The organism is Azospirillum sp. OGB3, from assembly GCF_014192915.1.
Lineage (GTDB): Bacteria > Pseudomonadota > Alphaproteobacteria > Azospirillales > Azospirillaceae > Azospirillum.
Genome location: NZ_JACHYN010000008.1, coordinates 1 through 23,993, shown reverse-complemented (window position 1 = coordinate 23,993; position 23,993 = coordinate 1). Strand labels below are relative to the sequence as shown.

General features: G+C 65.6%; 17 protein-coding genes. 6 read left to right on the top strand and 11 right to left on the bottom strand.

All coding sequences use genetic code 11. The features are described 5' to 3' along the window. Positions 1–257 precede the first annotated feature (257 nt). The 11 genes from FHW79_RS16990 to FHW79_RS16940 all read right to left on the bottom strand — a co-directional run bounded on the left by FHW79_RS16990 (position 258) and on the right by FHW79_RS16940 (position 13,855). Entirely contained in the window at positions 258–2,297 is a 2,040-nt protein-coding gene (locus FHW79_RS16990; RefSeq protein WP_183180046.1) for an FAD-dependent oxidoreductase, read from the bottom strand. A gap of 102 nt (positions 2,298–2,399) precedes the next feature. Next, complete coding sequence (locus FHW79_RS16985; RefSeq protein ID WP_183180045.1) at positions 2,400–3,965, bottom strand: FAD-dependent oxidoreductase; 1,566 nt, start codon at positions 3,963–3,965, stop codon at positions 2,400–2,402. A gap of 107 nt (positions 3,966–4,072) precedes the next feature. Continuing rightward, a complete protein-coding gene (locus FHW79_RS16980) occupies positions 4,073–4,981 on the bottom strand; it encodes a LysR substrate-binding domain-containing protein (RefSeq protein WP_183180044.1) in 909 nt (302 codons plus the stop codon). 97 nt (positions 4,982–5,078) lie between these two features. Then, positions 5,079–6,038 (bottom strand): LysR substrate-binding domain-containing protein, encoded by a 960-nt coding sequence (locus FHW79_RS16975; protein ID WP_183180043.1) that lies wholly within the window; start codon positions 6,036–6,038, stop codon positions 5,079–5,081. Between the two features lie 25 nt (positions 6,039–6,063). Then, positions 6,064–6,879, bottom strand: a complete 816-nt coding sequence (locus FHW79_RS16970; protein WP_183180042.1) for an SDR family oxidoreductase — start codon at positions 6,877–6,879, stop codon at positions 6,064–6,066. Positions 6,880–6,911: 32 nt separating this feature from the next. Continuing rightward, positions 6,912–7,862 (bottom strand): oligopeptide/dipeptide ABC transporter ATP-binding protein, encoded by a 951-nt coding sequence (locus FHW79_RS16965; RefSeq protein WP_247884445.1) that lies wholly within the window; start codon positions 7,860–7,862, stop codon positions 6,912–6,914. Next, on the bottom strand, positions 7,852–8,832 hold the full coding sequence (locus tag FHW79_RS16960) for an ABC transporter ATP-binding protein (protein WP_183180041.1): 981 nt from the start codon (positions 8,830–8,832) through the stop codon (positions 7,852–7,854). Before FHW79_RS16960 ends, FHW79_RS16965 begins: the two co-directional genes overlap by 11 nt. Next, complete coding sequence (locus FHW79_RS16955; protein WP_183180040.1) at positions 8,832–9,671, bottom strand: ABC transporter permease; 840 nt, start codon at positions 9,669–9,671, stop codon at positions 8,832–8,834. Before FHW79_RS16955 ends, FHW79_RS16960 begins: the two co-directional genes overlap by 1 nt. Then, a complete protein-coding gene (locus FHW79_RS16950; protein WP_183180039.1) occupies positions 9,668–10,624 on the bottom strand; it encodes an ABC transporter permease in 957 nt (318 codons plus the stop codon). The genes FHW79_RS16955 and FHW79_RS16950 overlap by 4 nt, the downstream gene beginning before the upstream one ends. Before the next feature lie 7 nt (positions 10,625–10,631). Then, the gene (locus tag FHW79_RS16945) at positions 10,632–12,191 is read right to left on the bottom strand and encodes an ABC transporter substrate-binding protein (RefSeq protein WP_183180038.1); all 1,560 of its coding nucleotides are present in this window, start codon (positions 12,189–12,191) and stop codon (positions 10,632–10,634) included. Positions 12,192–12,409: 218 nt separating this feature from the next. Beyond that, positions 12,410–13,855 (bottom strand): MmgE/PrpD family protein, encoded by a 1,446-nt coding sequence (locus tag FHW79_RS16940; protein ID WP_183180037.1) that lies wholly within the window; start codon positions 13,853–13,855, stop codon positions 12,410–12,412. A 698-nt stretch (positions 13,856–14,553) separates the two neighbouring features. Here FHW79_RS16940 and FHW79_RS16935 point away from each other — a divergent pair. From FHW79_RS16935 to FHW79_RS16910, 6 genes are read left to right on the top strand one after another with little or no spacing between them, the layout of a single operon-like run. Continuing rightward, positions 14,554–16,053 carry an alpha/beta hydrolase gene (locus FHW79_RS16935; RefSeq protein ID WP_183180036.1) on the top strand — a complete coding sequence of 500 codons (1,500 nt, stop codon included), beginning with the start codon at positions 14,554–14,556 and terminating at the stop codon, positions 16,051–16,053. 23 nt (positions 16,054–16,076) lie between these two features. Next, a complete protein-coding gene (locus FHW79_RS16930; RefSeq protein ID WP_183180035.1) occupies positions 16,077–17,360 on the top strand; it encodes a patatin-like phospholipase family protein in 1,284 nt (427 codons plus the stop codon). A 24-nt stretch (positions 17,361–17,384) separates the two neighbouring features. Then, on the top strand, positions 17,385–18,860 hold the full coding sequence (locus tag FHW79_RS16925) for a GntP family permease (RefSeq protein ID WP_183180034.1): 1,476 nt from the start codon (positions 17,385–17,387) through the stop codon (positions 18,858–18,860). A 49-nt stretch (positions 18,861–18,909) separates the two neighbouring features. Then, the gene (locus tag FHW79_RS16920) at positions 18,910–20,010 is read left to right on the top strand and encodes an efflux RND transporter periplasmic adaptor subunit (RefSeq protein WP_348984186.1); all 1,101 of its coding nucleotides are present in this window, start codon (positions 18,910–18,912) and stop codon (positions 20,008–20,010) included. After that, the gene (locus tag FHW79_RS16915; RefSeq protein WP_183180032.1) at positions 20,007–23,102 is read left to right on the top strand and encodes an efflux RND transporter permease subunit; all 3,096 of its coding nucleotides are present in this window, start codon (positions 20,007–20,009) and stop codon (positions 23,100–23,102) included. Before FHW79_RS16920 ends, FHW79_RS16915 begins: the two co-directional genes overlap by 4 nt. 14 nt (positions 23,103–23,116) lie before the next feature. After that, on the top strand, positions 23,117–23,662 hold the full coding sequence (locus FHW79_RS16910; protein WP_247884443.1) for a hypothetical protein: 546 nt from the start codon (positions 23,117–23,119) through the stop codon (positions 23,660–23,662). The last annotated feature ends 331 nt before the right edge of the window (positions 23,663–23,993 follow it).

The window sequence follows — 23,993 nt, the reverse complement described above, 5'->3', positions numbered from 1 at the left end:
GCTGCGGCACGCTGCTGATCGACGACCATGGCAGACCTGTCGCCCATCCGGTCTGAGTCCTGCTGGTTGAAGCGCTGCGTCACACCGGCGCTCACCGGTTCCGCTTGGCGCACGACGAGGTGCGCAACGTCCTGAGGCCAGCCACCAAGCGAAAACAGTGCGTCCCCGCAGCGCGCCGACGCGCGATCCATGTCCAGAGAGTTGCCGCCCTGCGCGACATGCGCGCCGTCTCGCAAACGCCGCCTGCCACAGGGCGCTCAGCACACATGAGCCAGCCGCAGGGCGTCGAGCACGGCAGCATGAACATTCCGACTTCCGGCGGCATCCCCGATGCGATGCAGCTCGAACCCTTCGTTGCGCATGGGTTGCGGCTTGTTTGCCAGCAGGGCTGGAATGTCGGTGACGCCGCGGTTGCCGGCATGGGTCCGCAACCCTTCGAACAGGTCGTCCATCGGCACCGTCCCCATCTCGACGATGACTTGGTCGACCTGGATCTCACGCAGGTCGTGCGTCAGTTCATCCAGCACCGTCGCCGCGAAACGATTGCCGGCGCGCGCCACCTTCACCAGGCGATGCTCCAGGTTGGGGGTGATCCCCATGCGGATGAATTCCTGCTTCCACCGGGTCCGCTCGGCGTAGGTGAGTTCCTGCGCCAGGAACCCGTCGATGCTGAAGTAATGGATCTTCGACCCGGACGCATGCGCCCGTTCGGCGGCAAGCGGAGCCGGATGGCGACCGGTTCCGTCGAAAATCAGAACTTCCGCCGCCGGCGGAATCTGGCGCCCGATGATGTCCCAGGAGGGGACCACCAGATCCGCCCCTTCGCCGAACTCCGTCTGCGGCAGTCCGCCCGTCGCCACGATGACGAGATCCGGTTCAAGCGCGAGCACGTCGGCGGCTTCCATGTAGGCGTTGTAGGACACGGTCACGCCCAGGCGCTCCAGTTCCGCCACCCGCCAGTCGACCAGCCCGATGATGTCGCGGCGCCACTTCCCTTCGGCAGCGATGCGCACCTGTCCGCCCGCCTCGGCAGCGGCTTCGTGCACCGACACGTCATGGCCGCGCTCCGCCAGCACGCGCGCCGCCTCCAGCCCCGCGGGGCCGGCGCCGACGATGACCGCGCGCCGGCGTGGCCCGGTGGTGGGGCGGACGACGTGCGGCAGGGCAAGCTCGCGTCCGGTCGCGGCGTTGTGCAGGCACCGGGGGCGGTAGGGCGATTGGCAGTGCGTCGCCCCGACGCAGGGTCGGATCAGATGCTCCTCGCCGCGCGCCAGCTTCGTCACCAGATAGGGGTCGGCGATCTGCGCACGCGTCATTCCGGCCATGTCCACCATCCCCTCACTGACGGCATAGCGGGCGGTGGCGATGTCGGAAATGCGGGCGGCGTGGAACACCGGAAGTCCGATCTCGCGCCGGAAGGCGCCGACGGCGGTCACCCATGGAGCGATGCGTGTGCCCATGCCGGGCATGTTCTCCTCGGTCAGGGCCCGCGCCGTGTCCATCGAACCGTAGATGGCGTTGAAGAAATCCACCGCCCCTTCCCGCTTGAGGATCTCGGCGGCGGCGATGCAGTCGTTCGCCTTCAGGGCGCCGTCTATGCCTTCGTCGACGACGAAACGCATGCCGACCAGGAAGTCGTCGCCGACCGCCTTGCGGATCGCTTCATGGACCATGAGGCCGAAGCGGATGCGGTTTTCCAGGCTGCCGCCGAAGCGGTCGGTGCGTTGGTTGGTCTTGGGCGAGAGGAACTGGCCGATCATGTGACCGGCCGCGAGCGTCTCGATTCCGTCGAGGCCACCCTCCCAGCAGCGGCGGGCGGCGGCGGCGTAGGCTTTCACCACGCGCTCGATGTCGTAATCGTCCATTTCGCGCGGGATAGCGCGGTGCAGGGTCTCGCGCAGGGCGGACGGTCCGATGGCCGGCAGCCAGTCCTGGGCGTAGGGGTCGGCGCGCCGTCCAAGGTGGGTGATCTGGCACATGAGCGCGGCCCCCTCGGCATGCATGGCCTCGGAGAAGCGCTGCAGGTGGGGGATGATCGCGTCGGAACCGGCATCGAGTTGGCGGAAGATGTTGGGGCTGTCGCGGTCGACGTTGGACGACCCGCCGAACATGGACAGCGCGATGCCGCCGCGGGCCTTCTCCACATGATAGGCGCGGTAGGCCTCCTTGGGCATCCCGTCCTCTTCCAGGCCGCAGGCGTGGCTGGTGCTCATGATGCGGTTGCGGAAGACCGTCTTCTTGATGGTCAGCGTTTCGAGCAGAGGGTCGTGCGTCGTCGTGATGGCCTGGTCGAGCATGTCTCGTGACACTCAGTGTGGGCGCAGGGGGCTTCGGTTCCGAAGCCTTGACTCCGGATACCGCCGCTCTGCGCGCGAATGTTGATCGGTGGTTTCCCCGGCTTATGGCCGCGATGCCGTTTCTGCCGGCGGGGCGAAGCGCCGCGCCTGGAGCGCCAGGAAGGCATCGACCTCCCGCGCCTTGTCGTCGTCCGACCAGCCGAGCGGACCGGCGATCACGTCGGCCACCGCGGCCGCATCCTCGCGGCTGAGCAGCCCCCGCCAGACTAGGCCGGTGCGTTGCACGAGCACGCCGTAGAGGTCGCGGGCGTGTTCACGCGTCACGGCATCCAGAAGCGCCTGCCTCGGCACGGCTCCGCGGCCGGGCAGGATGGAGTCCGCGCCGACCGCCGAAGGCTTGGCCGGGGACTGCGCATTCACCGGCTCGCGGCTGCCGAGCCGCCCGCGAACCTTGTCCAGGATCTCGCGGCCGGCGCTGCGGTGGCTCATGACGGGGCCGGCGGTCATGGCGAGGACGTTCGGCATGCCACGGCCTTCCAGGTCGTGAAGGATGCGCTCGCGGGCGCCCATCGGGCGCTGCGGGTCCCAGGTCAGCGGCCGTACGCCCGCCCAGGTCTGGTGCACGTCGGCGCGCGTCAATCCCAGGCCCGGCAGCAGATGGTTGGCTTCGGCCAGCAGGAAGTCGATGTCCTCCTGATCGGCGGCGACGTCGGTCGCATCGCCCTCGAAGGGGGTTTCGGTCGGCCCGAAGTAGAAGAACTCGTCGCCGAGCGGCAGGCAGTAGAAGGGATGGCCGCCGCGATGCATGGTCGCGATGCCGTGGTCGCGGTAGCGCTCCGGCAGACGGACGACAATGTGGGCGCCTTTGGTCCCCCGCACCAGACGGCCGGGGATGTCGCCCGCCGACTCCATCCAGGTGCCCGCCATGTTGATCACGGTGCGCGCCCGGACATGGCGCTGCCCCTGCGGCGCATCCAGCGCGACCCGCCACGTGCCGTCCGGCTGCCGGTCGGCGATCCGCGCCGTTGTGAAAAGCTCCATCGTCGCGCCGTGGGCTTCCGCATCCAGGGCCGCGTCGAGGCACAGGCGCTCCGGATGGACGAACAGGTATTCGCGGAAGGCCGCCATGGCCTGCAGGCGATCGAGATCGCGCAGGTCCTGCGCCAAGGGATGCCGGCGCGCCTCGGCCGCGCCGAGGATGCGGGCATCGAGGGGCGGACCCTTGGTGTGCAGCGCCTGCAGGAGCCGCAGGCCCGCCGAGAGGTGCCAGCGCTGGACGGGGCTGTCGGGCCAGATGGGAAAGCAGAGGGTGATCGGCCGTGTCGCCACGCGGTCGTCCTGCGCGAGGTCCGCGCGAGCTTCCATGGCCGCCCGTGCCATGGACAGCGCCGAGACGAAGCGCCGTGGATGCATGGCGAAATCGCGCACCGGGCTGGGCGTTTCGAAGTAGCGCAGGCCGCAGTGCAGCATCCGGGAGGACCGCCCGCTCGCACCGCCGGCAAAGTCGCCCTTCTCGCACAACAGCACGGAGTATCCCGCTCGGCTCAATTCCAGGGCCGCCGCCGTGCCGTTGATGCCGCCGCCGATGATCACGGAGTCGTACAGTGGCTCATCGCATGGCAGCTCCTGCTGCCTGATCCGTGTGCCGGCCACTGTGGTTTGTGCCATCGCCTCTGACCTTCGTCGGTAACGGGGAGCGTCGGAGACCATTAGGCGGCAGCGGTGGGTTTGCGCAAAATGAGAAGAACTCCCTTCGTTATGCGTGATCCGCATAGTCATGTTTTGTCGAAAAGCCCCCCCAGCAGGAGGTCGCGCTCTTCCTTTGCGTATCGGATGAGCGCGCTCGCGAGCGGCGTCGGCGGGCGCGTATCGGGCAGCAGCAGGGCGACACGGCAAGGGATGTCCGGCACGAAGGGCAGCACGCACAGGCCGTTGCCCTTCTGCGCCGCGGCGGTGAAAGGGTCCACGATTCCAACGCCGAGCCCACGCCTGACCATACCGCAGATGGACGAGGAGAAGGTGGTGGTGCAGATGGGCCGCGGCCGCACCCCTGCGCTCTGCATCACGTCCTCCAGCATCCGGCTCACGGTGGCGAAGGGAGACCATGACAGCAGGGGAAACTCCGCCAGATCGCGCGCGCGGACCTCGCCGCGCTTCGCCAGCGGATGATCGGCGTGGACGGCGGCGACGTAGGGAACTTCGCTGAACAGCTCCGTGCGGAAACCGGACCGTTTGAAGGGCGTCTCCGCCAGGCCGAAATCCACCTGCTGGGTCGCCGCCCAATCCTCGACATTGACCGACATGCGGACGTTCAGGGTGACGCGCGTGCGCGGATGGCTGGCGTGGAAGCGGCTGATGACCTGCGGCATGAAGTCGATGCCGAGCGCCGGCATGACGGAGCAGGCCACCTCGCTCTCTTCGCCTTCCTGCAGGCGGCGGGCGAAGTCCTGCAGGGAGGACAGCGAGACGAAGGCACGCTCCACCTCGTCCAGCAGATGATGCGCCGCGGCGGTCGGCGATACCCGGCCTTTACGGCGGACGAACAGGGTCAGGCCGATTTCATACTCCAGGCGGTCCATCATACGGCTCACCGCCGGCTGGCTGCGCCCGAGAATTTCCGCCGCGCCGCTTACGGTTCCTGTCTGCATGACCGCGCGAAAGGCTTCGAAGTGACTGAGATTCATGGATTTTCCTAGCGCTCCGCCACTCGTCGCGGCTGCGCGGCGCGGACGCACGCGCTCGCGGATGCGGTGGGTGGAACGGCATCCGAGGGAGGCCGCCTTACTTGACCCCCCATTCCTTCCGGATCGCCTGAAGCATTCCGAGGAATTCGCGGCCGACCCGGGAAAGCGGACGATGGGCGGGGTGGAGGACGCCGACGCGGAAGGGGATGTTCGGTTCGAACGGCCGCACGTCGATCCCGCGGCCCTGGAAATCCCGCGCCGTAAAGGGATCGATCAGCCCGACGCCGAGCCCTTGGGCGATCATGCCCGCGATGACCCCGGAGTTCTGGGCGTCGTAATATTGCTCGCGGGGCACGTTGGCCATCAGGAATTGCTGGTCGATGGCGTGCCGGGCCGCCGTGTTGCTGCTGAGCGAGATGAACGGCACGCCCGCCAGATCCGTCACCGACACCGTCGGCAGGGCTGCCAACGGGTGCCCGGCCGGCATGGCGAGGATGTAGGGCGTGCAGCAGAACTCCGCGGCGTCGATGCCGCTGCGGACGAAGGGAAACTCGCCCAGGCCGAAATCGACGTGATGGGCCGAGACCAACTCCTCGATCTTCGTGGACGGGAAAACCAGCACCGAAATGCGCGCCCGGGGGTGCTGCGCGGCGAAGCGCGCGATGACCGTCGGCAGAAACGCGTGCGCCAGAGCCGGCATGGCTGCGACGGTGAGGCTGCCCATGCGGGCCGCCTGGATATCGCGCGCGATCTCCGAGATCTTGTCGACGGAAACGAACGTCCGCTCGACCTCTTCGAAGAAGATGTCCGCCTCGGGCGTCGGGACGAGGCGGCCGTTCTTGCGGTCGAACAGCTCGAAGCGCAGCGAACGCTCGAGCTGTTCGATCAATCGCGAAATCGCCGGCTGGGAAATGCCGAGGATCGCGGCCGCGCCGTTCGTGGTGCGGGCGAGCATGAAGGCCCGAAACGCCTCAAGCTGGCGAACGCTCAACCGCACCTGGCCATAGCCGATGTCGCGGGCACTGCCCTTCGGCGTCTTCTCGGCATCCGTCACCATACTGGCCCCCCGCCAACGCGGCCGTTTATCCGTTTCGACGCCAGGCATCGGCCAGCGAGAACTTGGTCGCCGCCCCGCCGTCCACGATCAAGGTCTGGCCGTTAAAGCCGCTGGACCGTTCGCTGGCAAGGAAACTTATCGCCTCGGCGACCTCTTCCGGCCGGACCATCCGTCCCATGGGATGGGCCTTGAGCACGTTCGCCAGAACCTCCGGTGTTTGCGCGCTGCCGTGAACCATTTCGATGGACCGCCGGAGAAACTCCGTGTCGACATAGCCTGGCGCGACCGCGTTGGCACGAATTCCCTGGCCACCGTGATCGACCGCCAGCCCGCGGACAAGCGCCGTCAATCCGGACTTCGCCGTCAGATAGGCCAAGCGGTCGCACGGCGTCGTGAAGGCCCAGATCGTCGAGACGAACACCAGAGAGCCTCCGCCGCCGGAGATCATCACCGGCAAGGCCCTTTTCGCCGCGAGGAACGGCGCGCGCAGGTTGAGGCGGAAACAGGAATCCCAGTCCTCGCTCGTGAGTTCGAGCGCATTGCCGGGGTAGGCCCGGCCTGCGGCGAAAACGAGCGTGTCGATGCGGCCATGCCTTTGGGCGGCCGCATCGATGAAGCCGTTCAGGGCCGCTTCGTCCGCGACGTCACAGACGGCCCCGTCGATCCGCAGATCCGCTTGGCGCCCCTCCTCACACAGGGCATCGACGTCCTTCAGGTCCCGACTGCAGGCGAAGACAGCGAAACCGTCCTGAGCCAGAGCCAGCGACGCGGCCCGTCCCATTCCTTTCGTTCCGCCGACCACCACGGCAACGGACGGCTTTGCACGATCAGTGGTTCTCATCGGATGTCCTCTTTTGCCGCTGGAGCAGGCCGCTAGACGGGATTGAAGCACCGGAATTCGTGGTCGTCGCCGAACGCGGTCACCTCGGGCCGGACGTCGTGACATTTGCCAAGCGCGCGCGGGCAGCGGTTCGCGAAATTGCAGCCCTTCGCACTCCGCTTGGCTTCCTCCGCCACCGGGGCCTGTCCCTTGCGCGCGTTCATCAGCATCGCCGTGTACGGATGGCGCGGGCTGTCCATGACCTGGTCGACGGGGCCGAGTTCGACGATCCGGCCGAAATACATCACCGCAACGCGGTCGGCGAGAAACTGCGCGACACCGAGATCGTGCGTGATGAAGACGAACGCGATCTTCTCCGAACGGTTCAGCGACTTGATCAGGTTGAGGATCTGGGCGCGCACGGAGACGTCGAGCTTCGACACCGCCTCGTCGGCGACGATCAGGCGCGGCGACAGCGCCAGCGCGCGCGCAATGGCGGCGCGCTGCAATTGACCACCGGACATCTCATGCGGGTAGCGATGAGCGAAGCCCGCGTTGAGGCCAACCCGGCCCAAAAGCTCGGCGAGCCGTTCGACAATGGCTTCCTCGGACAGCTTCAGATGCAAGCGCAGCGGCAACGCGATCGACGAACCGACGGTGAAGCGCGGGTTGAACGAGGACAGAGGATCCTGGAACACCATCTGCAGATCGTGCGCGTCCTGACGGCGCGGCGCCGCGGCCTTCGGGGGGGCGACCTTGATGCTCCCGGAGGTCAGCGGGTGGAGACCGAGCATCGCCTTGCCGAGCGTGGTCTTGCCCGAGCCGGATTCTCCGAGAAGAGCGATGATTTCCCCTTCGTTCACGTCGAGCGAAATCTCGTCGAGGACACGGAGGTCTCGCTTGGCACCCCAGGCCTTGCCGATCTTGAATTCGAGAACGGCGTCGCGAATGCGGATGAGCGGAGAGGCGCCGACCGGCATCGCGTTGATCGCGTTATGCAGCATGATTGAAACACCTTACGCTGTGGCCAGCCTCCACCGTGCGCTCGGTCGGCTCCGCGGCCGTGCAACGGTCGGTCACCTGGGGGCAGCGCGCCGAAAAGGCGCAGCGCTTCGCCCAGCTCGTGGCGCCCGGCTCGCCCTTGATCTCATAGAGGGCCGCGTCGCGCTTCTCCAGGGAGCGCGCCGTCGCCAGCAGGCCCGCCGTGTAGGGGTGCGCCGGCCGTTCGAGGATGCGCTCCGTCGGGCCGATCTCGACGATGCGGCCGCTGTACATGACCGCAACCCGGTCGCACAGATGCCGCGCGACGGTCAGGTCGTGCGTGACGAACAGGACGCCCGTGTCGTGTTGCCGCTGCTGGCTCCGGATGAGTTCCAGGATCTGGCGTTCCACGAGATTGTCGAGATTGGTCGTGGGCTCGTCGGCGATCACCAGTTTCGGATTCAGTCCGAACACCATCGCGATCAGCACGCGCTGCAGCATCCCGCCGGACAGCTGGTGCGGATAGGACGCCATGGTGCGTTCCGGCTCCCGGATGTTGACCTGCTTCAGAAGCTCGGCGGCCACCGCCTTCAAGTCGCCGGGCTTCAGATCCCCAGATGGCCCGACGGAATGCCGGCCCAGCGCCTTCACGATGTGCCAGCCGATGGTCTTCGCGGGATTGAACGAGCCCACGGGGTCCTGGAAGATCATCGCCAGATCGGCGCCGCGAAGGCGTTGCATGTCCTTGGCGCCGACCTCGGCCAGCGACCGGCCGTTGTAGGTCAGTTCCGCCGCCTCCACATGGGCGTTGTCGGGCAGAAGCTGGAGAACGCTCAGTCCCGTCACCGTTTTCCCCGATCCGGACTCGCCGATGAGGCCCAACACCTCGCCTTTGTTCAGATCGAAGGAGACGCCTTTGACGACCTCGGATCTCCGATCGCCCGAGCCGAAGGAGGTTCTCAGGTCACGCACGCGCAGAAGGGGAGTCGGCATCACGACAGGCGCTCCTTCAGTTTCGGATCGGTCAGGTCCCTCAGGCCGTCGCCGAGGAGATTGAGGCCGAGAAGGGCGATGGAAATGGCCAGGCCCGTCATGGTGAGCACCCAGGGCGCGGTGTTGAAGTATTCGCGCCCATCCGACATCACGAGCCCGAGGGACGGGGCCGGCGGCTGGACGCCCAGGCCGAGAAAGCTGACCCCCGCTTCGATGACGATGCCGAAGGCAACGCCGATCGTCGCTTGCACCAAAAGCGGGGAAACGGCGTTGGGCAACAGCTCCCGCAGCAGGATCGAATGGGTGGGCTGACCGAACAGTTTCGCCGCCTGCACCCACGGCTCCATCACGATGAGCTGCGCGAGATTGCGCGCAAGCCTCACGAAGATCGGCAGGTAGATCAACGCGATCGCAAGCGCGACGTTGAAGACGCCATAGCCCAGGACCACCATCAGGAACAGCGCCAGGACGAAGCTGGGAAACGAGAACAGCAGGTCGGACGCCTTCATCAGCACGTTGCTGACGAAACCCGGCCGGTACGCGATGAACAGGCCGATCATCGACCCCAGAACGGCGGCGATGCCGACGCCCGAGATGGAAATCAGAAGGGACAGCCTAGCTCCGTAAAGGACCCGCGTCAGGACGTCCCGTCCCATCGTGTCGGTGCCGAACGGGTGGGCGAGGCTCGGCGGCGCCAGCATGGCCATGACGTCCATGGCGTCCCCGTCATAGGGAGAGATCATCGGCCCGAAGATGACGGCGAACGCGACCAGAACTGAAATGATTGCCCCGGTCAATGCAGTCTTGTTTGCGGCAAGCCGCTTCAGCACAGGGATCATCGCATCCTCGGGTTCAGCATGGTGCAGATCAGGTCGACGACGATGTTCACGAGCAGGACGATCAGCAGGAACGTGAGGGCGCAGGCCTGAATGATCGGATAGTCCCGCCCGAAGGCGGCGTCGATCATCAGGGATCCCACGCCGTTGATGCCGAAGATGCGCTCGATGACCACGGTGCCGCCAAGCAGGTAGCGGACCTGGAGGCCGATGACGGTGACGAAGGGAATCAGCGCGTTGCGCAGGACATGGTGCAGGAAGATGAAGCTTGGGCCGTGCCCCAGCGATCGGGCGACACGCACGTGATCGCGGTGTGCGTTGTCGATCAGCGCGGAGCGCAGGATGCGCGTGAAGGAGGCCGCCATCGGCGCCGCGATGGCAAGCGCCGGCAGAAATCCGCTGAGAAGTGAGCCCCCCAAGGATTCCACCGGCGAGATGAAGCCATAGGCCGGAAACCAGCCCAGGCCGAGCGCGAAGGCGTAAATGAGCACATAGCCGATCCAGAAATCCGGCATGGAGATGCCGGCCGCCGCGATCGACGTTGCGACGGTGTCGATGATCCCTCCCCGATTGAGCGCCGCCGCGGTGCCGGCGACCAGAGAAATCAGCACCGCCAGGATGATGGCATAGACGCCGATGAAAAGCGTGTTGGGCAGTCGATCGGCGAGCAGCGTGTACACGTCCGTTCCGGAAGCGATCGACAGCGACTGTCCGAAATCTCCACGCAGGGCGTTTGCGACCCACAGCCCGAACTGAACGATCAGAGGCTCATCGAGATTCCACCGCGCCCGAAAGGCCGCGATGGTTTCCGTGGAGGCGCCTTCGCCAAGGGCGGTCAAGGCCGGATCCCCGGGGGCGGCGCGCATGGCGAAAAAAACCACCGCCGCCCCCATCAGGGCCAGAATCATCACCCCGGCGCTTCGCATCACGGCATGGCGTAGGAGTGCGAAAGCCATGTCAACCTCAGCCGAGTTGCAGCTTGGCGAACTGGTCGCCGTAGTTCGAATAGGGCAGCTGTGTGAATCCCTTCAGGGCCGGGATCGACAGGTTGTGCACATTGGAATTGAAACAGGGAATCAGCGGCATGTCCTCCAGCATCAGGAGTTCCGCTTCATGGTACACATCGCGCCGGACCACCGGGTCGACCTCGCTGCGGCCCTTCTCAAGCAGGGCCTCGAACGTCGGGTTGTTGTACCCGTGGAAATTGCGCGACCCGTCCTTCCCGAGCAGATCGCCCAGATATTCGTCGGCATCGATGAAGCCGAGCCAACCCCAGACCGCCGCCTGGTAGTCGCCCGAACGCAGTCGACTGAAGACGGCGTTGCTTTCTCCCGCCTCGATCTGGATCTTCGTGCCGAGAACCTGATTGACCTGGATGACGAAGAATTCGCCGATCTTCCGCCACCATGTCGGACCCCAGATCAGGAGCTTGATCTCGGTGTCGGCCGGGTACTTCGCTTTGGCAAGCTCGGCCTTCGCCGCGGCCGGGTTGAAGGTCAGCGACGGCGGCACCGGCTGGCCGGGCTTGGCGATGGCCGGCGGAAGCAGGCCGGTGGCCGGGCTGCCCTCGCCGAAGACAACGGAGCGGACCATGGCTTGGCGATCAAACGCCATGGCGAGGGCGCGGCGGAAATGCGGATCGTCGAATGGCGCCTTGCGGCCGTTCAAGCCGATGTAGCGGACGTTCAGGCCGGTCTGCTTGTAGACCTTGATCTTCGGGTCCTTGACGAGGTTCGGAATGGAAGCGAACGGCGCCGTCGAGGTCAGATCGATCTGCCCCCCTTGCAGGGCCGTCAGCCCGCTGGATTCCTCACCGATCAAGGGCATCGACACGGTCTGGAATGCCGGCGCGCCGTCGAAGTAGTCCGGGAACGCCTCCAGCTTGACGCCGCTGCCGGTCTTCCACTCCTTGAGCACATAGGCGCCGGTGCCGACCGGATGGAAATCGAACTTGTCGCCCAGCCTCTCGACGGCCTTCCGCGGCACGATCTGCGTTCCCGTGCGCGTGTTGGCCAGATAGGTCAGGAGCGGCGCAAATGGCGCATGGGTGATGATCCGAACCGTGTGGGCGTCCGGCGTTTCAATCGTCTTGATCGACGACAGCTTGGCGCGGTTCGGCGAAGCCGTCTTTTCATCCAACACGCGCTCAAGCGAGAACTTCACGTCGTCGGACGTCAGTTCGCTTCCGTCGTGGAATTTCACGCCTTTCCGAAGTTTGAACTCAAGCGTGGTGGGATCGATAAAAGAATAACTTTCGGCGAGATCGGGAACGATCTCCATCTTCTGGTTGAACTTGACAAGCGCATTGAACACGGCCCAGACGACGTAGCTTTCGGGCAGCTGTGTGACCTTGGCGGGATCGAACGTGTTGATGACCGTGTAGCCGGTGATCGCCGCTCGCAGCAGAGACGCCGACGACTGTGATGTCGTTGATTGTGCCTGCGCGCGGAAGCTCATCGGCAGAGTGGCAGCCGCAGCGACCAAGGACAGCGCCTGCCGGCGATTGAAAGTAATCGGGTTCATTCTACGCCTCTCTGTTCTGCATGTTATTGATCGTTGGGCCACCGAACCGATGCGGTCAATGACGTCCCAGGCCGGCTGGAGCGGCTCGATGAACCCGGGACGAAATCCACCCGTCCAGCGGGACACCATGTCCTCACGCGGCCGTATGCTGGGTTGCCACCGTACCGATGATGCCGCCGCCGTTGATCGCTGCATCGATCAAGCGACCGTTCAACGCATCAGGCGGCGTTCGCACGGGTGCTCTCAAGACACTCATTCAGCCGCCGCATCAGCGCGTGTGCCGAAGGTTCGCGCTCGACGTTGAGGATCCGGTCAACGAGATCGGCCGCACCGTTCCCCGACATGCCGAGAAACTTCTCCGTGAGATCGGCATCGCTCAGTCGGGAATGGTCCGTCCACGGATCACCAAGGGCGAATTCGTCCTCGTCGCGGAATTCACCCTTCACCGTCCGGACGAGCACACCACCCGGCATGGTGCGGATCTGGTTGGCCTCCATCGTCCGGGCGAAGTCGTTGCCTCGTTCATGCGCGACGACACGGACCTTTTCCGCGATGCTCAGGGTGTCCGGGTCCGTGACGCTCTCGGCATCCAGCCATTTCGGCCCCGCCGCAACATCACGAACGAGCATGGCGACCATATGGGGGTAGCTGAAACTGCGGCTGGCGAAGGTGCGCGGCAGAGGCTTGGTGAACCGGGGCGACGCCGCCATCGGGCCGGTCTCGATCACGACCTCCTCGATCTCGCTCGGGGCGATGTTCTCGCGCCGGAGAATGCGGGCGAGCGACGTCAGGGGATAGTGGGTGAAGCGGCACGTCGGCCAGGGCTTGTACGTGACGTTGGAAATCAGCCAGCTCGTCCCAAGTCCGGTCGTCAGATTCCCTTCGTCGAAGGTCTGCACCCCGCACATTCGGGCAAGGCCGTAGGGGCCATCGAGAGCGTCGGTGAAACCCGTCGAACCGGATTCGACGGAAAGCACCGCAAAGACCCCCGCGACGGCACACCAACCAGCGTCACAATATTTGCAGTTGGGCAGATCGACCGCGTTGGACCACAGCGCCCCCGCGGGCAGGGGGCTGTTCGAGACGGCCAGTCCGATGGCCTGGGCAAACTGGCTCTCGTCCAGTCGCGCGACCGCGGCGGCGGCCCCCATGGCGGCAAGCACGACCGGCGCCGCCACGCCCCAGACCTTCGAGAAGCCTCTCACCTGGCCGTCGACCACCTCGGTCATCGGGCCGATGTAGGTCGCGATCCGCGCCCCCAGTTCATAGCCCACGATGACGGCGCGCAGAACATCGTCGCCCGAGGCGCCACGCTCCTCGGCCATCGCCAGAGCGGCCGCCACCGCGGCGACGCCGAAGTGAACGCCGACCGGAAAGGTTTCGTCGAAATCAAGCGCGTTGGCGATGCGTGCGTTGCCGTAGACCGCGGAAATCAACGTGGTGTTGCCCTGTCCGATGAGCGTGCTGCCCCCGGACGCCAGACGCTGCCCAAGCAGGAGCGCCAGTTTGTCGGACGTCGGCGCGATCTCGCAGGCCCGCCCACCGACAAGACAACCCAACGTATCGAGAAGGATCCGCTTGGCCTCGTGACGCACGTCGGTTGGCGCGTCCTTGAGTTGGAACTCCGAGAAGAAGCGTGAGACCGCTGCGGTTGTGGTCGACATCGTTCGTTCCCTGGGAAATGGATGTGAACGATATTCAGGGATGCGCATAAAATCAAATGCGCTGCTGTCGATCCCGTATGCGATTATGTTATATAGTGCACCCGCGCTGTGTGATCGGCGGAACAGCGAGTTGGCATCGTTACATGAAGCCGTCGCAGACCCACGCAAAGCTCTGAAGACTGGCCAACCATTCGCGACGCCGAGCGTCTCGGCGAGGCCGGCATCGAGCCCTCCGTCGGTAGTGTTGGCGATGGACCATGGCGGGTTCTGTCAGGCTTCACGCCAGGACTGGCGTTCTCGTCGTGCTCCCGGCAGAACCGGCAAGCCATCCAGGAACAGGCTGATGGCAACAGTGCAGACGGTTGGCATCACCAACGCGACGTCAGCGCCACTGTGCATGAAGCCAAAACCCATAATGAATGTCTGGATTAGTCAATATGGAAGTCTTTCATCAGGAAAGCCATTCACATAGTATGGGCATGCCCAATCACAGAACAGCATGATTTTTGCCTCAATATTGCCCTGCAGTCGGTCGCAATGACCGGAGTGCCGGTCTGTGTACGGGTGCCGTCAAGTCAGTCATCAGCATGGGCGCGTTCCGCAAACGCCTTGGGCCTCGTGGATCGAGGTGTCTCCGAAATGGTTGCCCTAATTTATGGTGGACAAGCGAATCCTCCAAACTCGAAAGTCATGCTTACATGAAACTATGGGCTTGGAAAACTGCGAAGGCAATTCTCACGCTAATCATCGTGAGCGCGACGGTTCTTCTCTTCGTGCGCGCTTATGATTCGCAACGCGGCCTTCCGCTTGAAAAGTGGCACACATTTGTGCCTCAGGAGCTTAATTATAAGGAATTGGGAAATATCGGCTGGGCAGAATACTTGAATAACGAGGCCGTCATCTTTGAGAGCGTGCGATCAGAGGTGACCCAGAAGCTGCCTGCGGAAGAGCGCATTCCGGTCAACCGGTATTTCGATGGAAGCCCGACCTATCCCGGGCAGTTCACAAGGGACTGGAATCGTTCCTATGTGCTTGAGCCCGACGGTCCTGTCAAAGGAGCGGTGCTGTTCCTTCACGGTTTGACCGACTCACCTTACAGCCTTCGTCACATCGCCCGCCTTTATCAAACCTACGGTTTCGTCGCCATCGCCATTCGATTGCCCGGACACGGCACGGTCCCCGCAGGCCTGACGGACATCGAATGGGAGGATTGGTTGGCGGCCACCCGGCTGGCTGCGCGCGAAGCGCAGCGGCGCATCGCTCCGGACCAACCGCTCCATGTGGTCGGGTTCTCGAATGGTGGCGCGCTCGCTCTGATGTATGCGCTCGACGCCCTCGATGATGCCCAGTTGAAGCGGCCTGACCGCATCGTGCTGATTTCGCCGATGATCGGAATCACCGCATTCGCGCGGTTCGCCGGTCTGGCCGGATTGCCCGCGATCTTCCCCGCCTTCGCGAAAGCCGCGTGGCTCAGCGTTGTGCCGGAGTTCAACCCCTTCAAGTACAACTCTTTTCCAGTCAACGGCGCACGGCAGTCGCATCTGCTGACCTCGGCTCTCCAGAGCAGAATCGCACGCCGCGCGGGCGGTGGGCTGGATGGGCTTGCACCAATCCTCACCTTCCAATCGGTGATGGATTTCACCGTCAGCACGCGGGCGATCCTGTCCGGATTGTACGCCCACCTGCCCGCCAACGGCAGCGAACTCGTGCTGTTCGACGTGAACCGCAACACCAAATTCGGCCCGCTTCTGAGTTCGGCGTCGGACACCATGCTGGCGCGCATCCTGCCCGACCCACCCCGCCGGTTCAGGACCACGATCATCACCAACGCCGATGCGGAGCGCACCGACGTGGTCGCGCGAACCATGGAAGCCGGCACGGAGACGGAGCAGGTGCAGGAATTGGGGCTGGTCTATCCCTTCGACGTCTATTCCCTCTCGCACGTCGCCCTTCCGTTCCCGACGACCGATTCCCTTTACGGTCTGCACCCCGACCCCAACGAGGATTTCGGCATCCATCTGGGCGCGGTGGCCGCGCGGGGGGAGCGTGGAGCGCTGATCGTCAGCATGGATGCCCTGCTCCGCATGTCGTCCAACCCCTTCTTCCCCTACCTGCTTGGGCGGATCGAGGAAACCCTGACGGGGGAAGAGGCCGGGAACAAGTCGAGCCACCTGTCGCCCAGCGACCGGTCTCCCTAGACGCATGGGAAGGCGGTGAAGACATGCCCACCAAGAGGATTGCAATCGCTTGCCAAGGGGGAGGAACGCACGCGGCGTTCACCTGGGGCGTCCTGAGGACCATCCTGATGACGAAGCAGAGCTGGGACGAGAACCCGCGGGACGGCGACACCTTCGACATCGTCGCGATCAGCGGCACGTCGGCGGGCGCGCTGTGCGCGCTGGCGGCGTGGTACGGCCTCGCCCCGAACTCCGCCGACACGGCGTGCGGCACGATCGGAAAGGCGATCGAGCGTTTGGACTTCCTGTGGACGACCTTCGCCGCGACCACCCCGGTCGAGACCGCCCACAACCGTCTGGTCGCCGCCTTGCTGGAATGGAAATCGCAGGGATTGCCGCTGCCGACGTCCAACCCCTATTCCAGCGCCGGCAAATTCGGGATGGCCGGCCTCAACATGATGGGAGCGCGCTGGCAGTATCTTGGATTTACGGAGTTGCTGAAGGACCTGTGTCCGGATTTCGGGTCGATCGATTGGCCGCGGGTGGCCGAAGCCGACATCCGGATTCTCGCCGGCGCTATCGAAGTGCTCAGCGGCAATTTCGAGGTCTTCGATTCCAACAAGACCCTCGAACAGATGGGCCTGCGGCCGGACGGCCGGGAGATCAACCAGTACGACATCACCCGCTGGCGCATGCGCCGGGCGATCTCGCTGGAAGGCGTGGCGGCGTCGGGGACGCTTCCGGAGGTCCTGCCCGCCCAGGTCATCCCCGGCATGGTCTTCCCGACCTGCGTGCCGGGCCGGACCGTCACCCGCAACGGGTACTATTGGGATGGCCTGTATTCGCGCAATCCGCCGGTGCGCGACCTTCTCGACGCCAGGGTGAAGGACGAGAAGCCGGACGAGGTCTGGATCGTGCGCATCAACCCCCAGGAGTTCCATCCCGCGTCGCCGAACATCGGCCTCGAGGACATCCGGGACCGGGAGAACGATCTGGCCGGCAACCTGTCGCTCAACCAGGAACTGGACGCCATCATGACGATCAACCAATGGATCGAGCGATACGGAAACGGGCGTCCGCCGCTGGACAACCACAAGATCGTCGCGGTCCGGACCATCAAGATGACCCGCGACACCGCCTGGGGGCTCAAGCACACCTCGAAGTTCAACCGCTGCCCGGACTATTTCGCGACGCTTCGCGAGGAAGGACGAACCGTCACCGAACGGTGGCTGGCGGACTGGCGGAAGCTCGGCAAGGACTTTCCACGCTATCCCTACGACGCGCGCTACCCCGAGCCGGCCCAAACTCCATCGCATGGAGCGTCCTGAGAAGGTCCCTACGGAGCCACCGCCATGATCGATCTCGCCTCCGTCCTCGCCGCGCTCGCGCTGCTCATCGTCCTGGCTTACCGAGGCGTGACTCTGCTGATCGCGGCGCCGGCGGCCGCATTGCTCGCGGCTCTGCTGACCGGCGGCCTGCCGATCCTCGGGGCCTACACCCAGATCTTCATGACCAACACCGGCTCCTTCATCGTCTCCTTCTTCCCCCTGTTCATGCTCGGGGCGATCTTCGGCAAGCTGATGGACGACACCGGGTCGGCGCGATCCCTCGCCCGGCTGGTCAGCGCCCGGCTGGGGCCGGAACGCGCGGTCGTTTCGGTGGTGCTGTGCTGCGCCGTGCTGACCTACGGCGGCGTGTCGGCCTTCGTCGTCGCCTTCGCGATCTACCCGGTGGCCGCCGCGCTGTTCCGCGACGCCGACATCCCGAAACGGCTGATACCGGGCACCCTGGCGCTGGGCGCCTTCACCTTCACCATGTCAGCCCTGCCCGGAACGCCGGCGATCCAGAACGCGATCCCGATGCCCTTTCTGGGCACCACGGCCTTCGCCGCGCCGGGTCTCGGGATCGTCACCGGGCTCGTGATGTTCGTTCTGGGTGTCCTGTGGCTGGAGCGCCGTGCCGCCGCCGCGAGGGCCTCCGGCGAGGGGTACGGCGACCATGTCGACGGCACTCCGGTGCTGGACCGCGCGACGCGCGAACGCGCGCAGTGCGAGGGTTTCGACATCGCCGAACTTTCCGCCGAACCCACCTCGCAAAAACGCAGCGACACGGAAATCTTGCCTTCCGCGGCGCTGGCGGTGCTGCCGGTCGTCGTGGTCATCGCCAGCAACTTCCTGTTCATCCAGGTCATCGCCCCCCGGATGGACACCGCCTTCCTCGCCGACCCACGGTTCGGAGCCACGACCATCGAGGCCGTGCGTGGTGTTTGGGCGGTCATCGTGGCGCTGTTCCTCGCCATCCTTCTGCTCATCGCCAGCAACTGGAACCGCCTGGATGATCTGCGCACGAGCCTGGACAAGGGTGCCGATGCTTCGGTCCTGCCGATCTTCAGCACGGCGAGCCTTGTCGGATTCGGCGCGGTGGTTGCGGCCCTGCCGGTCTTCGAGGCGATCAGCCAAGCCATCCTGGCCATCGGCGGGGGCAACCCCCTGGTGTCGGTCGCGGCATCCGTAACGGTTCTTTCCGCGATCACCGGATCGGCGTCCGGCGGCATGAGCATCGCGCTCGACACGCTTGGCCCGACCTTCGTTGGCATGGCGCAGGCGTCCGGCTTTTCGCTCGACGTGATGCATCGGGTGACGGCGGTCGCTTCGGGCGCGCTCGACGCGCTGCCGCACAACGGTGCCGTCATCACGCTGCTCGCCGTCTGCAGGCTCAACCACCGTGACTCCTACGGCGACGTCTTCGTGGTCGCCACCGCCATTCCAATGCTCGCGCTGGTCGTCCTGATCGTTCTGGCCAGCCTGTTCAAACGCCTCGGAATCTAGGGCGAACGTCATCTCGGGATCGCCGGACGCCGCAAAAATGGGGGGCCCCGTGAACCACAATCGAACCGAACGCGCACGCCGCCGATGGGCGCTGCTCGCCGTCGCACCGTCGATCCTGCTCGCGGCATGCGGTTCCGACGAGGAACCCGCCGCGGAGCCGATCCGCCCCGTGCGGGTGGTGACGGTCGCAAAGCACGAGGGCGGCGAAACCCTGTCGTTGTCGGGCCAGATCCAGGCGCAGGACGAGGTCAGCCTCTCGTTCCGCATCGACGGGCGGATGATCGAACGCTTGGTCAATGTCGGCGATCCGGTCGAAGCGGGACAGGTGATCGCGCGTCTGGACCCGGAACCCGCCCGCAACGCCCTGAGAACGGCGCAAGCGAACCTGAGCGCCGCCATGGGGCAGCAGACACTGGCACGCAACGATTACGAACGGCAGGAAACCCTTCTGGGCCAGGGCTGGACCACCCGCGCGCGCTACGATGCGGCGGCGCAGGCCCTGAAGGCCGCCGCGGCGCAGGTCGATTCGGCACAGGCGCAGTTCGACACCGCGCAGGACCGTCTGGGCTACACGGAGCTTCTGGCCGATGGCCCCGGCATGGTTACCGCCCGCGGCGCCGAACCGGGCGAGGTGGTGGCGACTGGCCGCATGATCGTGCATCTGGCCCGCCGGGACGGGCGTGATGCCGTTTTCGACGTGCCGGCATCGGTGATCCGCACCGCGCCCGCCAGCCCCGTCGTCACGGTCTCGCTGACCTCCGACCCCGCCGTGCAGGCCATCGGTCGCGTGCGCGAGGTGGCCCCGCAGGCGGACCCGGTGACCCGCACCTTCACGGTTCGGGTCGGCCTCCAGAACCCGCCCGACGCGATGCGCCTCGGCTCGACGGTCAACGGGTCGATGCAGGTCGGCGGCGTGGGCGGCGTCGAGATCCCCGCAACGGCCCTGACACAGGCGAACCGGCAACCCGCGGTCTGGATCGTCGATCAGGCGACGAACACCGTCGCGTTGCGCAACATCGACCTCGAACGCTACGACCTTGCCCGGGTCGTCGTCGCGCGCGGCCTCGAAGCCGACGAGATCGTGGTCACCGCGGGCGTGCAGGCGCTGCGGCCGGGGCAGAAGGTCCGCCTGCTCGGGGCCGGACCATGAGCGGCTTCAATCTCTCCGCCTGGGCGATCCGCAACCGCTCGCTGGTCCTCTTCCTGATGGTCGGGGTCGTCCTGGCTGGAACCGTGGCGTTCCTGAAGCTCGGTCGGGCGGAAGACCCGGCCTTCACCATCCGCACCATGGTGGTGCAGGCGCAGTGGCCGGGCGCCACCCTGGACGAAACGCTCCAGCAGGTGACCGAGCGGCTCGAACGGACGTTGCAGGAGGTGCCGAACCTCGACACGCTGCGCAGCTACACGGTTCCCGGCACCACCGTGATCTTCGTCGATTTGGTGGGAAGCGCCCATGGCCGCACGGTGAGCGACACCTGGTACGAGGTGCGCAAGACGGTCGGCGACATGCGGCACACGCTTCCGCCGGGCGTCCTCGGTCCCGGATTCAACGATGACTTCGGCGACACCTTCGGCATCATCTACGGTTTCACCGCCGACGGATTCACGCATCGCGAACTGCGCGACACCGTGGAGGACATCCGCTCGCGCCTACTCCTCGTCCCCGACGTTTCGAAGATTGAGCTTCTGGGCGAACAGGACGAGCGCGTCTACGTGGATTTCTCGCTGGAGACGCTGGCAGGCCTGGGGGTCGAGCCCGGCTCCCTCGTCGCCGCGCTCCAGGCGCAGAACGCGGTGCGCCCGGCCGGCGTGCTGCGCACCGGCAAGGAGGCGCTGTCCCTGCAGGTTTCGGGTGCCTTCGCGTCGGAGCAGGACATCCTCGACGTCAATTTCGTGGCCGGGGGGCGCATGCTGCGCCTGCGCGATCTGGCCGAGGTGCGCCGCGACCTCGCCGATCCGCCCCAGCCGCTGTTCCGGGTGAACGGCAAGCCGGCCATCGGGCTCGCCATCGCGATGCGTCCGGGCGGCGACATCCTCGCCCTCGGCCGGAACGTGTCGGCGGCGATGGCGCGCATCGGCGCCGGCCTGCCGATGGGGATCGAGGCGCATCTGGTGGCCGATCAGGCGCACACCGTGGACGAGGCGATTTCCGACTTCATCACGTCGCTGTGGCAGGCCGTCGTGATCGTGCTGATCGTCAGCTTCGTCGCGCTGGGCCTGCGCGCCGGCACCGTCGTCGCGATCACGATTCCCCTGACGCTGGCCATCGTCTTCGCCGTGATGGATCTGTTCGGCATCGATCTTCAGCGCATCTCGCTGGGCGCGCTGATCATCGCGCTCGCGCTTCTGGTCGACGATGCCATGACCACCGTCGACGCGATGACCCGGAGGCTTGCCGCCGGCGATCGGAAGGAGGTCGCCGCCGTCTACGCCTACAAGGCCTTGGCCATGGCGATGCTGTCCGGCACGCTGGTGACCATTTCCGGCTTCGTGCCCATCGGATTCGCGCAGAGTTCCGCCGGTGAATACACCTTCTCCATCTTCGCCGTCGTGGGCATCGCCCTGATCGCGTCGTGGCTCGTCGCGACCGTCTTCGCGCCCGTCCTGGGCATGATGCTGCTGCGGCCGCCCAAGCCGGGGCAAGGCGGGGAACCCGGCGCCGTGCTGCGGCTGTACCGCCGCGTGCTGGGCGAGGCGATCCGGTTCCGCAAGCTGACGATCGCGACGACGCTCGTCCTGTTCGCCGCGGCGATCCTGGCGTTGGGGCTGGTTCCGCGGCAATTCTTTCCGCCGTCGGACCGCGTCGAGCTTCTGGTCGATCTTCGCCTGCCGCAGAACGCGTCGATTCACGCCACGCGTGAGGCGGTCGAGCGGTTCGACGCGCTGCTGGCCAAGGAACCGGGGGTTGCGCGCTGGAGCAGCTATGCCGGGCGTGGAGCGATCCGCTTCTACCTGCCGCTGAACGTCCAGCTTGCCAACCCCTTCATCGGCCAGACGGTGGTGGTGACCACGGACATCGCGGCGCGCGAACGGCTGCAATCCCGCCTGGAAACCCTGCTGGCCGAAGACTTCCCGGACGCCGTCGCGCGCGTGTACCCGCTGGAACTCGGGCCGCCCGTGGGGTGGCCGCTGCAGTATCGCGTCGTCGGGCCGGACCCAAGCGAGGTGCGCGAAATCGCTCTGAAGCTCGCGCAGGTCGTTGCGACCTTTCCCGAGACGCGGCGGATCAACTTCGACTGGATGGAGACCGCCCGCAAATTGCGGGTGCGGATTGACCAGGACGAGGCACGGCGCCTGGGCCTGAGTTCGGCGGCCGTCGCCGGGATGCTGAACGCCGCCGTCTCGGGGAGCGCCGTCACGCCCATCCGCGACGGGATCTACCTGATCGACGTTCTGGCGCGGGACTCCCGTGGGCAGACTCTGTCGGTGGAAACGCTGCGCAGCCTGCCGGTGTCCCTGCCGAACGGACGAAGCGTTCCGCTGAACCAGTTGGCGTCCTTCGGCTACGCCCAGGATCTTCCGCTGGTCTGGCGGCGCGGGCGGCAGCCCACCCTGACGCTGCAGGCGGACGTGGCGCCAGGAACCCTGCCGGAGTCCGCCATCGAAGCTCTGGCGCCCCGGATCGCCGACCTGTCGGCCACCCTACCGTCGGATTACCGCATCGAGGTCGGCGGAATCGCGGAGGAAAGCGCCAAGAGCCGCGCGTCGGTTTTCGCCGTCATTCCGTTGATGCTGCTCCTCGTGCTGACCGTGCTGATGGTCCAGCTCCGCAGCTTCCAGCGCCTGGCGATCGTGCTGAGCGTGGTGCCGCTCGGTCTGATCGGCGTCGTGCTGGCGTTGCTGGCGTCCGGCCAGCCGCTCGGCTTCGTCGCCATCCTCGGGGTCCTCGCGCTCGTTGGCATGATTGCGAAGAACGCGGTGATTCTGATCGAGCAGATCGAGACGGAGCGGATCGCCGGACGAGCCATCACGGACGCCGTGATCGAAGCCTGCGGTTCCCGGTTCCGCCCCATCATGCTGACCGCCGCCTCCACCGTGCTCGGTCTCATTCCCATTGCCTTCACCGTGTTCTGGGGTGCAATGGCCTTCGCGATCATGGGGGGTCTACTCATCGCGTCGCTGCTGACGCTCGTCTTCCTTCCGACGCTTTACGTGGCCTGGTTCGGCCGCCGTGAAACGATGCGCAGGCCAGTTCCGGCTCCGCCCTCGGCGATGCGGCACCCCCGGGACGCTCGGTCTTGAACGCGGAGATGACGATGCAGGTCGAAAAGACGAGCGATGTCATCGACGTCAAGCTCAGCCACCTGTCGCAACTTTTCGAAAGCGTCGATCCGTCGCCGTTCCGCGAAGGCTGTCTGACGGCGGGCGCCGAGGAGTATTTCCTGAGGCGCGTGAAGGCACAGCCCAGAAACCGACCGGTTCGCATCGTCATTCGTCTTCCGGCCAAGGAAATGATGCAGTCTCCGTCCTTCGACGTCGCCGCCGCACTGACTGGTCATTTCGCCGCCAGTGCTGCGGGTGAGTCGAAAAGGATTCACGAGTCGATCCGGACGTGGCGTCAAGCGGCCTTGATCGGTTTCGTGGTGCTGTCAATCTGCCTTTTCCTTGCTTGGCAAATTTCCAACAATCTTCCGGCTCGCCCTATGACCCGGATTTTGCAGGAGAGTTTTGTCATTCTTGGTTGGGTCTCAGTTTGGAAGCCCATCGAGACCTTCCTTTACGAGCTTTTACCGCCGGAAAAGCGCTGCCGCCAGCACCTGTTGCTTCGTCTCTCATCTGCCGAAGTTATTGTGTACAATTGAACACCTCGATAAACCGGCCTTTCTCACCGCTTAAGGCCGCGGAACAGGGATGAGCCGGTGAGAAGCTGGCCGATTTTGGGAGCTGAATCCCGACATTTTGCCAAAAAAGGCGAAAATATGCGGCGGTTTTGGCGCTGTCCGGGCGCCGTTCACCCCTTGAGCCAGATCAGGCGTCGACCGTGGATCAGACCCAAACCGAGTTGGCGTGGGTCGAGCGGTGCATGGGCAATCTGGTTGACGCCATCGCGGAGGGGGTTCCGGCCTGGTCGGCGAAGGACGAGCTTGTCCGGCGGGAAGCCCGGCAGGAGGAACTCCGCCTGGCTCGTGCCAA

Excerpts from the sequence above, each read along its gene's own strand:
- FHW79_RS16990 (WP_183180046.1), bottom strand. The coding sequence starts at position 2,297 with ATGCTCGACCAGGCCATCACGACGACGCACGACCCTCTGCTCGAAACG.
- FHW79_RS16985 (WP_183180045.1), bottom strand. The coding sequence starts at position 3,965 with ATGGCACAAACCACAGTGGCCGGCACACGGATCAGGCAGCAGGAGCTG.
- FHW79_RS16980 (WP_183180044.1), bottom strand. The coding sequence starts at position 4,981 with ATGAATCTCAGTCACTTCGAAGCCTTTCGCGCGGTCATGCAGACAGGA.
- FHW79_RS16975 (WP_183180043.1), bottom strand. The coding sequence starts at position 6,038 with ATGGTGACGGATGCCGAGAAGACGCCGAAGGGCAGTGCCCGCGACATC.
- FHW79_RS16970 (WP_183180042.1), bottom strand. The coding sequence starts at position 6,879 with ATGAGAACCACTGATCGTGCAAAGCCGTCCGTTGCCGTGGTGGTCGGC.
- FHW79_RS16965 (WP_247884445.1), bottom strand. The coding sequence starts at position 7,862 with ATGCTGCATAACGCGATCAACGCGATGCCGGTCGGCGCCTCTCCGCTC.
- FHW79_RS16960 (WP_183180041.1), bottom strand. The coding sequence starts at position 8,832 with ATGCCGACTCCCCTTCTGCGCGTGCGTGACCTGAGAACCTCCTTCGGC.
- FHW79_RS16955 (WP_183180040.1), bottom strand. The coding sequence starts at position 9,671 with ATGATCCCTGTGCTGAAGCGGCTTGCCGCAAACAAGACTGCATTGACC.
- FHW79_RS16950 (WP_183180039.1), bottom strand. The coding sequence starts at position 10,624 with ATGGCTTTCGCACTCCTACGCCATGCCGTGATGCGAAGCGCCGGGGTG.
- FHW79_RS16945 (WP_183180038.1), bottom strand. The coding sequence starts at position 12,191 with ATGAACCCGATTACTTTCAATCGCCGGCAGGCGCTGTCCTTGGTCGCT.
- FHW79_RS16940 (WP_183180037.1), bottom strand. The coding sequence starts at position 13,855 with ATGTCGACCACAACCGCAGCGGTCTCACGCTTCTTCTCGGAGTTCCAA.
- FHW79_RS16935 (WP_183180036.1), top strand. The coding sequence starts at position 14,554 with ATGAAACTATGGGCTTGGAAAACTGCGAAGGCAATTCTCACGCTAATC.
- FHW79_RS16930 (WP_183180035.1), top strand. The coding sequence starts at position 16,077 with ATGCCCACCAAGAGGATTGCAATCGCTTGCCAAGGGGGAGGAACGCAC.
- FHW79_RS16925 (WP_183180034.1), top strand. The coding sequence starts at position 17,385 with ATGATCGATCTCGCCTCCGTCCTCGCCGCGCTCGCGCTGCTCATCGTC.
- FHW79_RS16915 (WP_183180032.1), top strand. The coding sequence starts at position 20,007 with ATGAGCGGCTTCAATCTCTCCGCCTGGGCGATCCGCAACCGCTCGCTG.
- FHW79_RS16910 (WP_247884443.1), top strand. The coding sequence starts at position 23,117 with ATGCAGGTCGAAAAGACGAGCGATGTCATCGACGTCAAGCTCAGCCAC.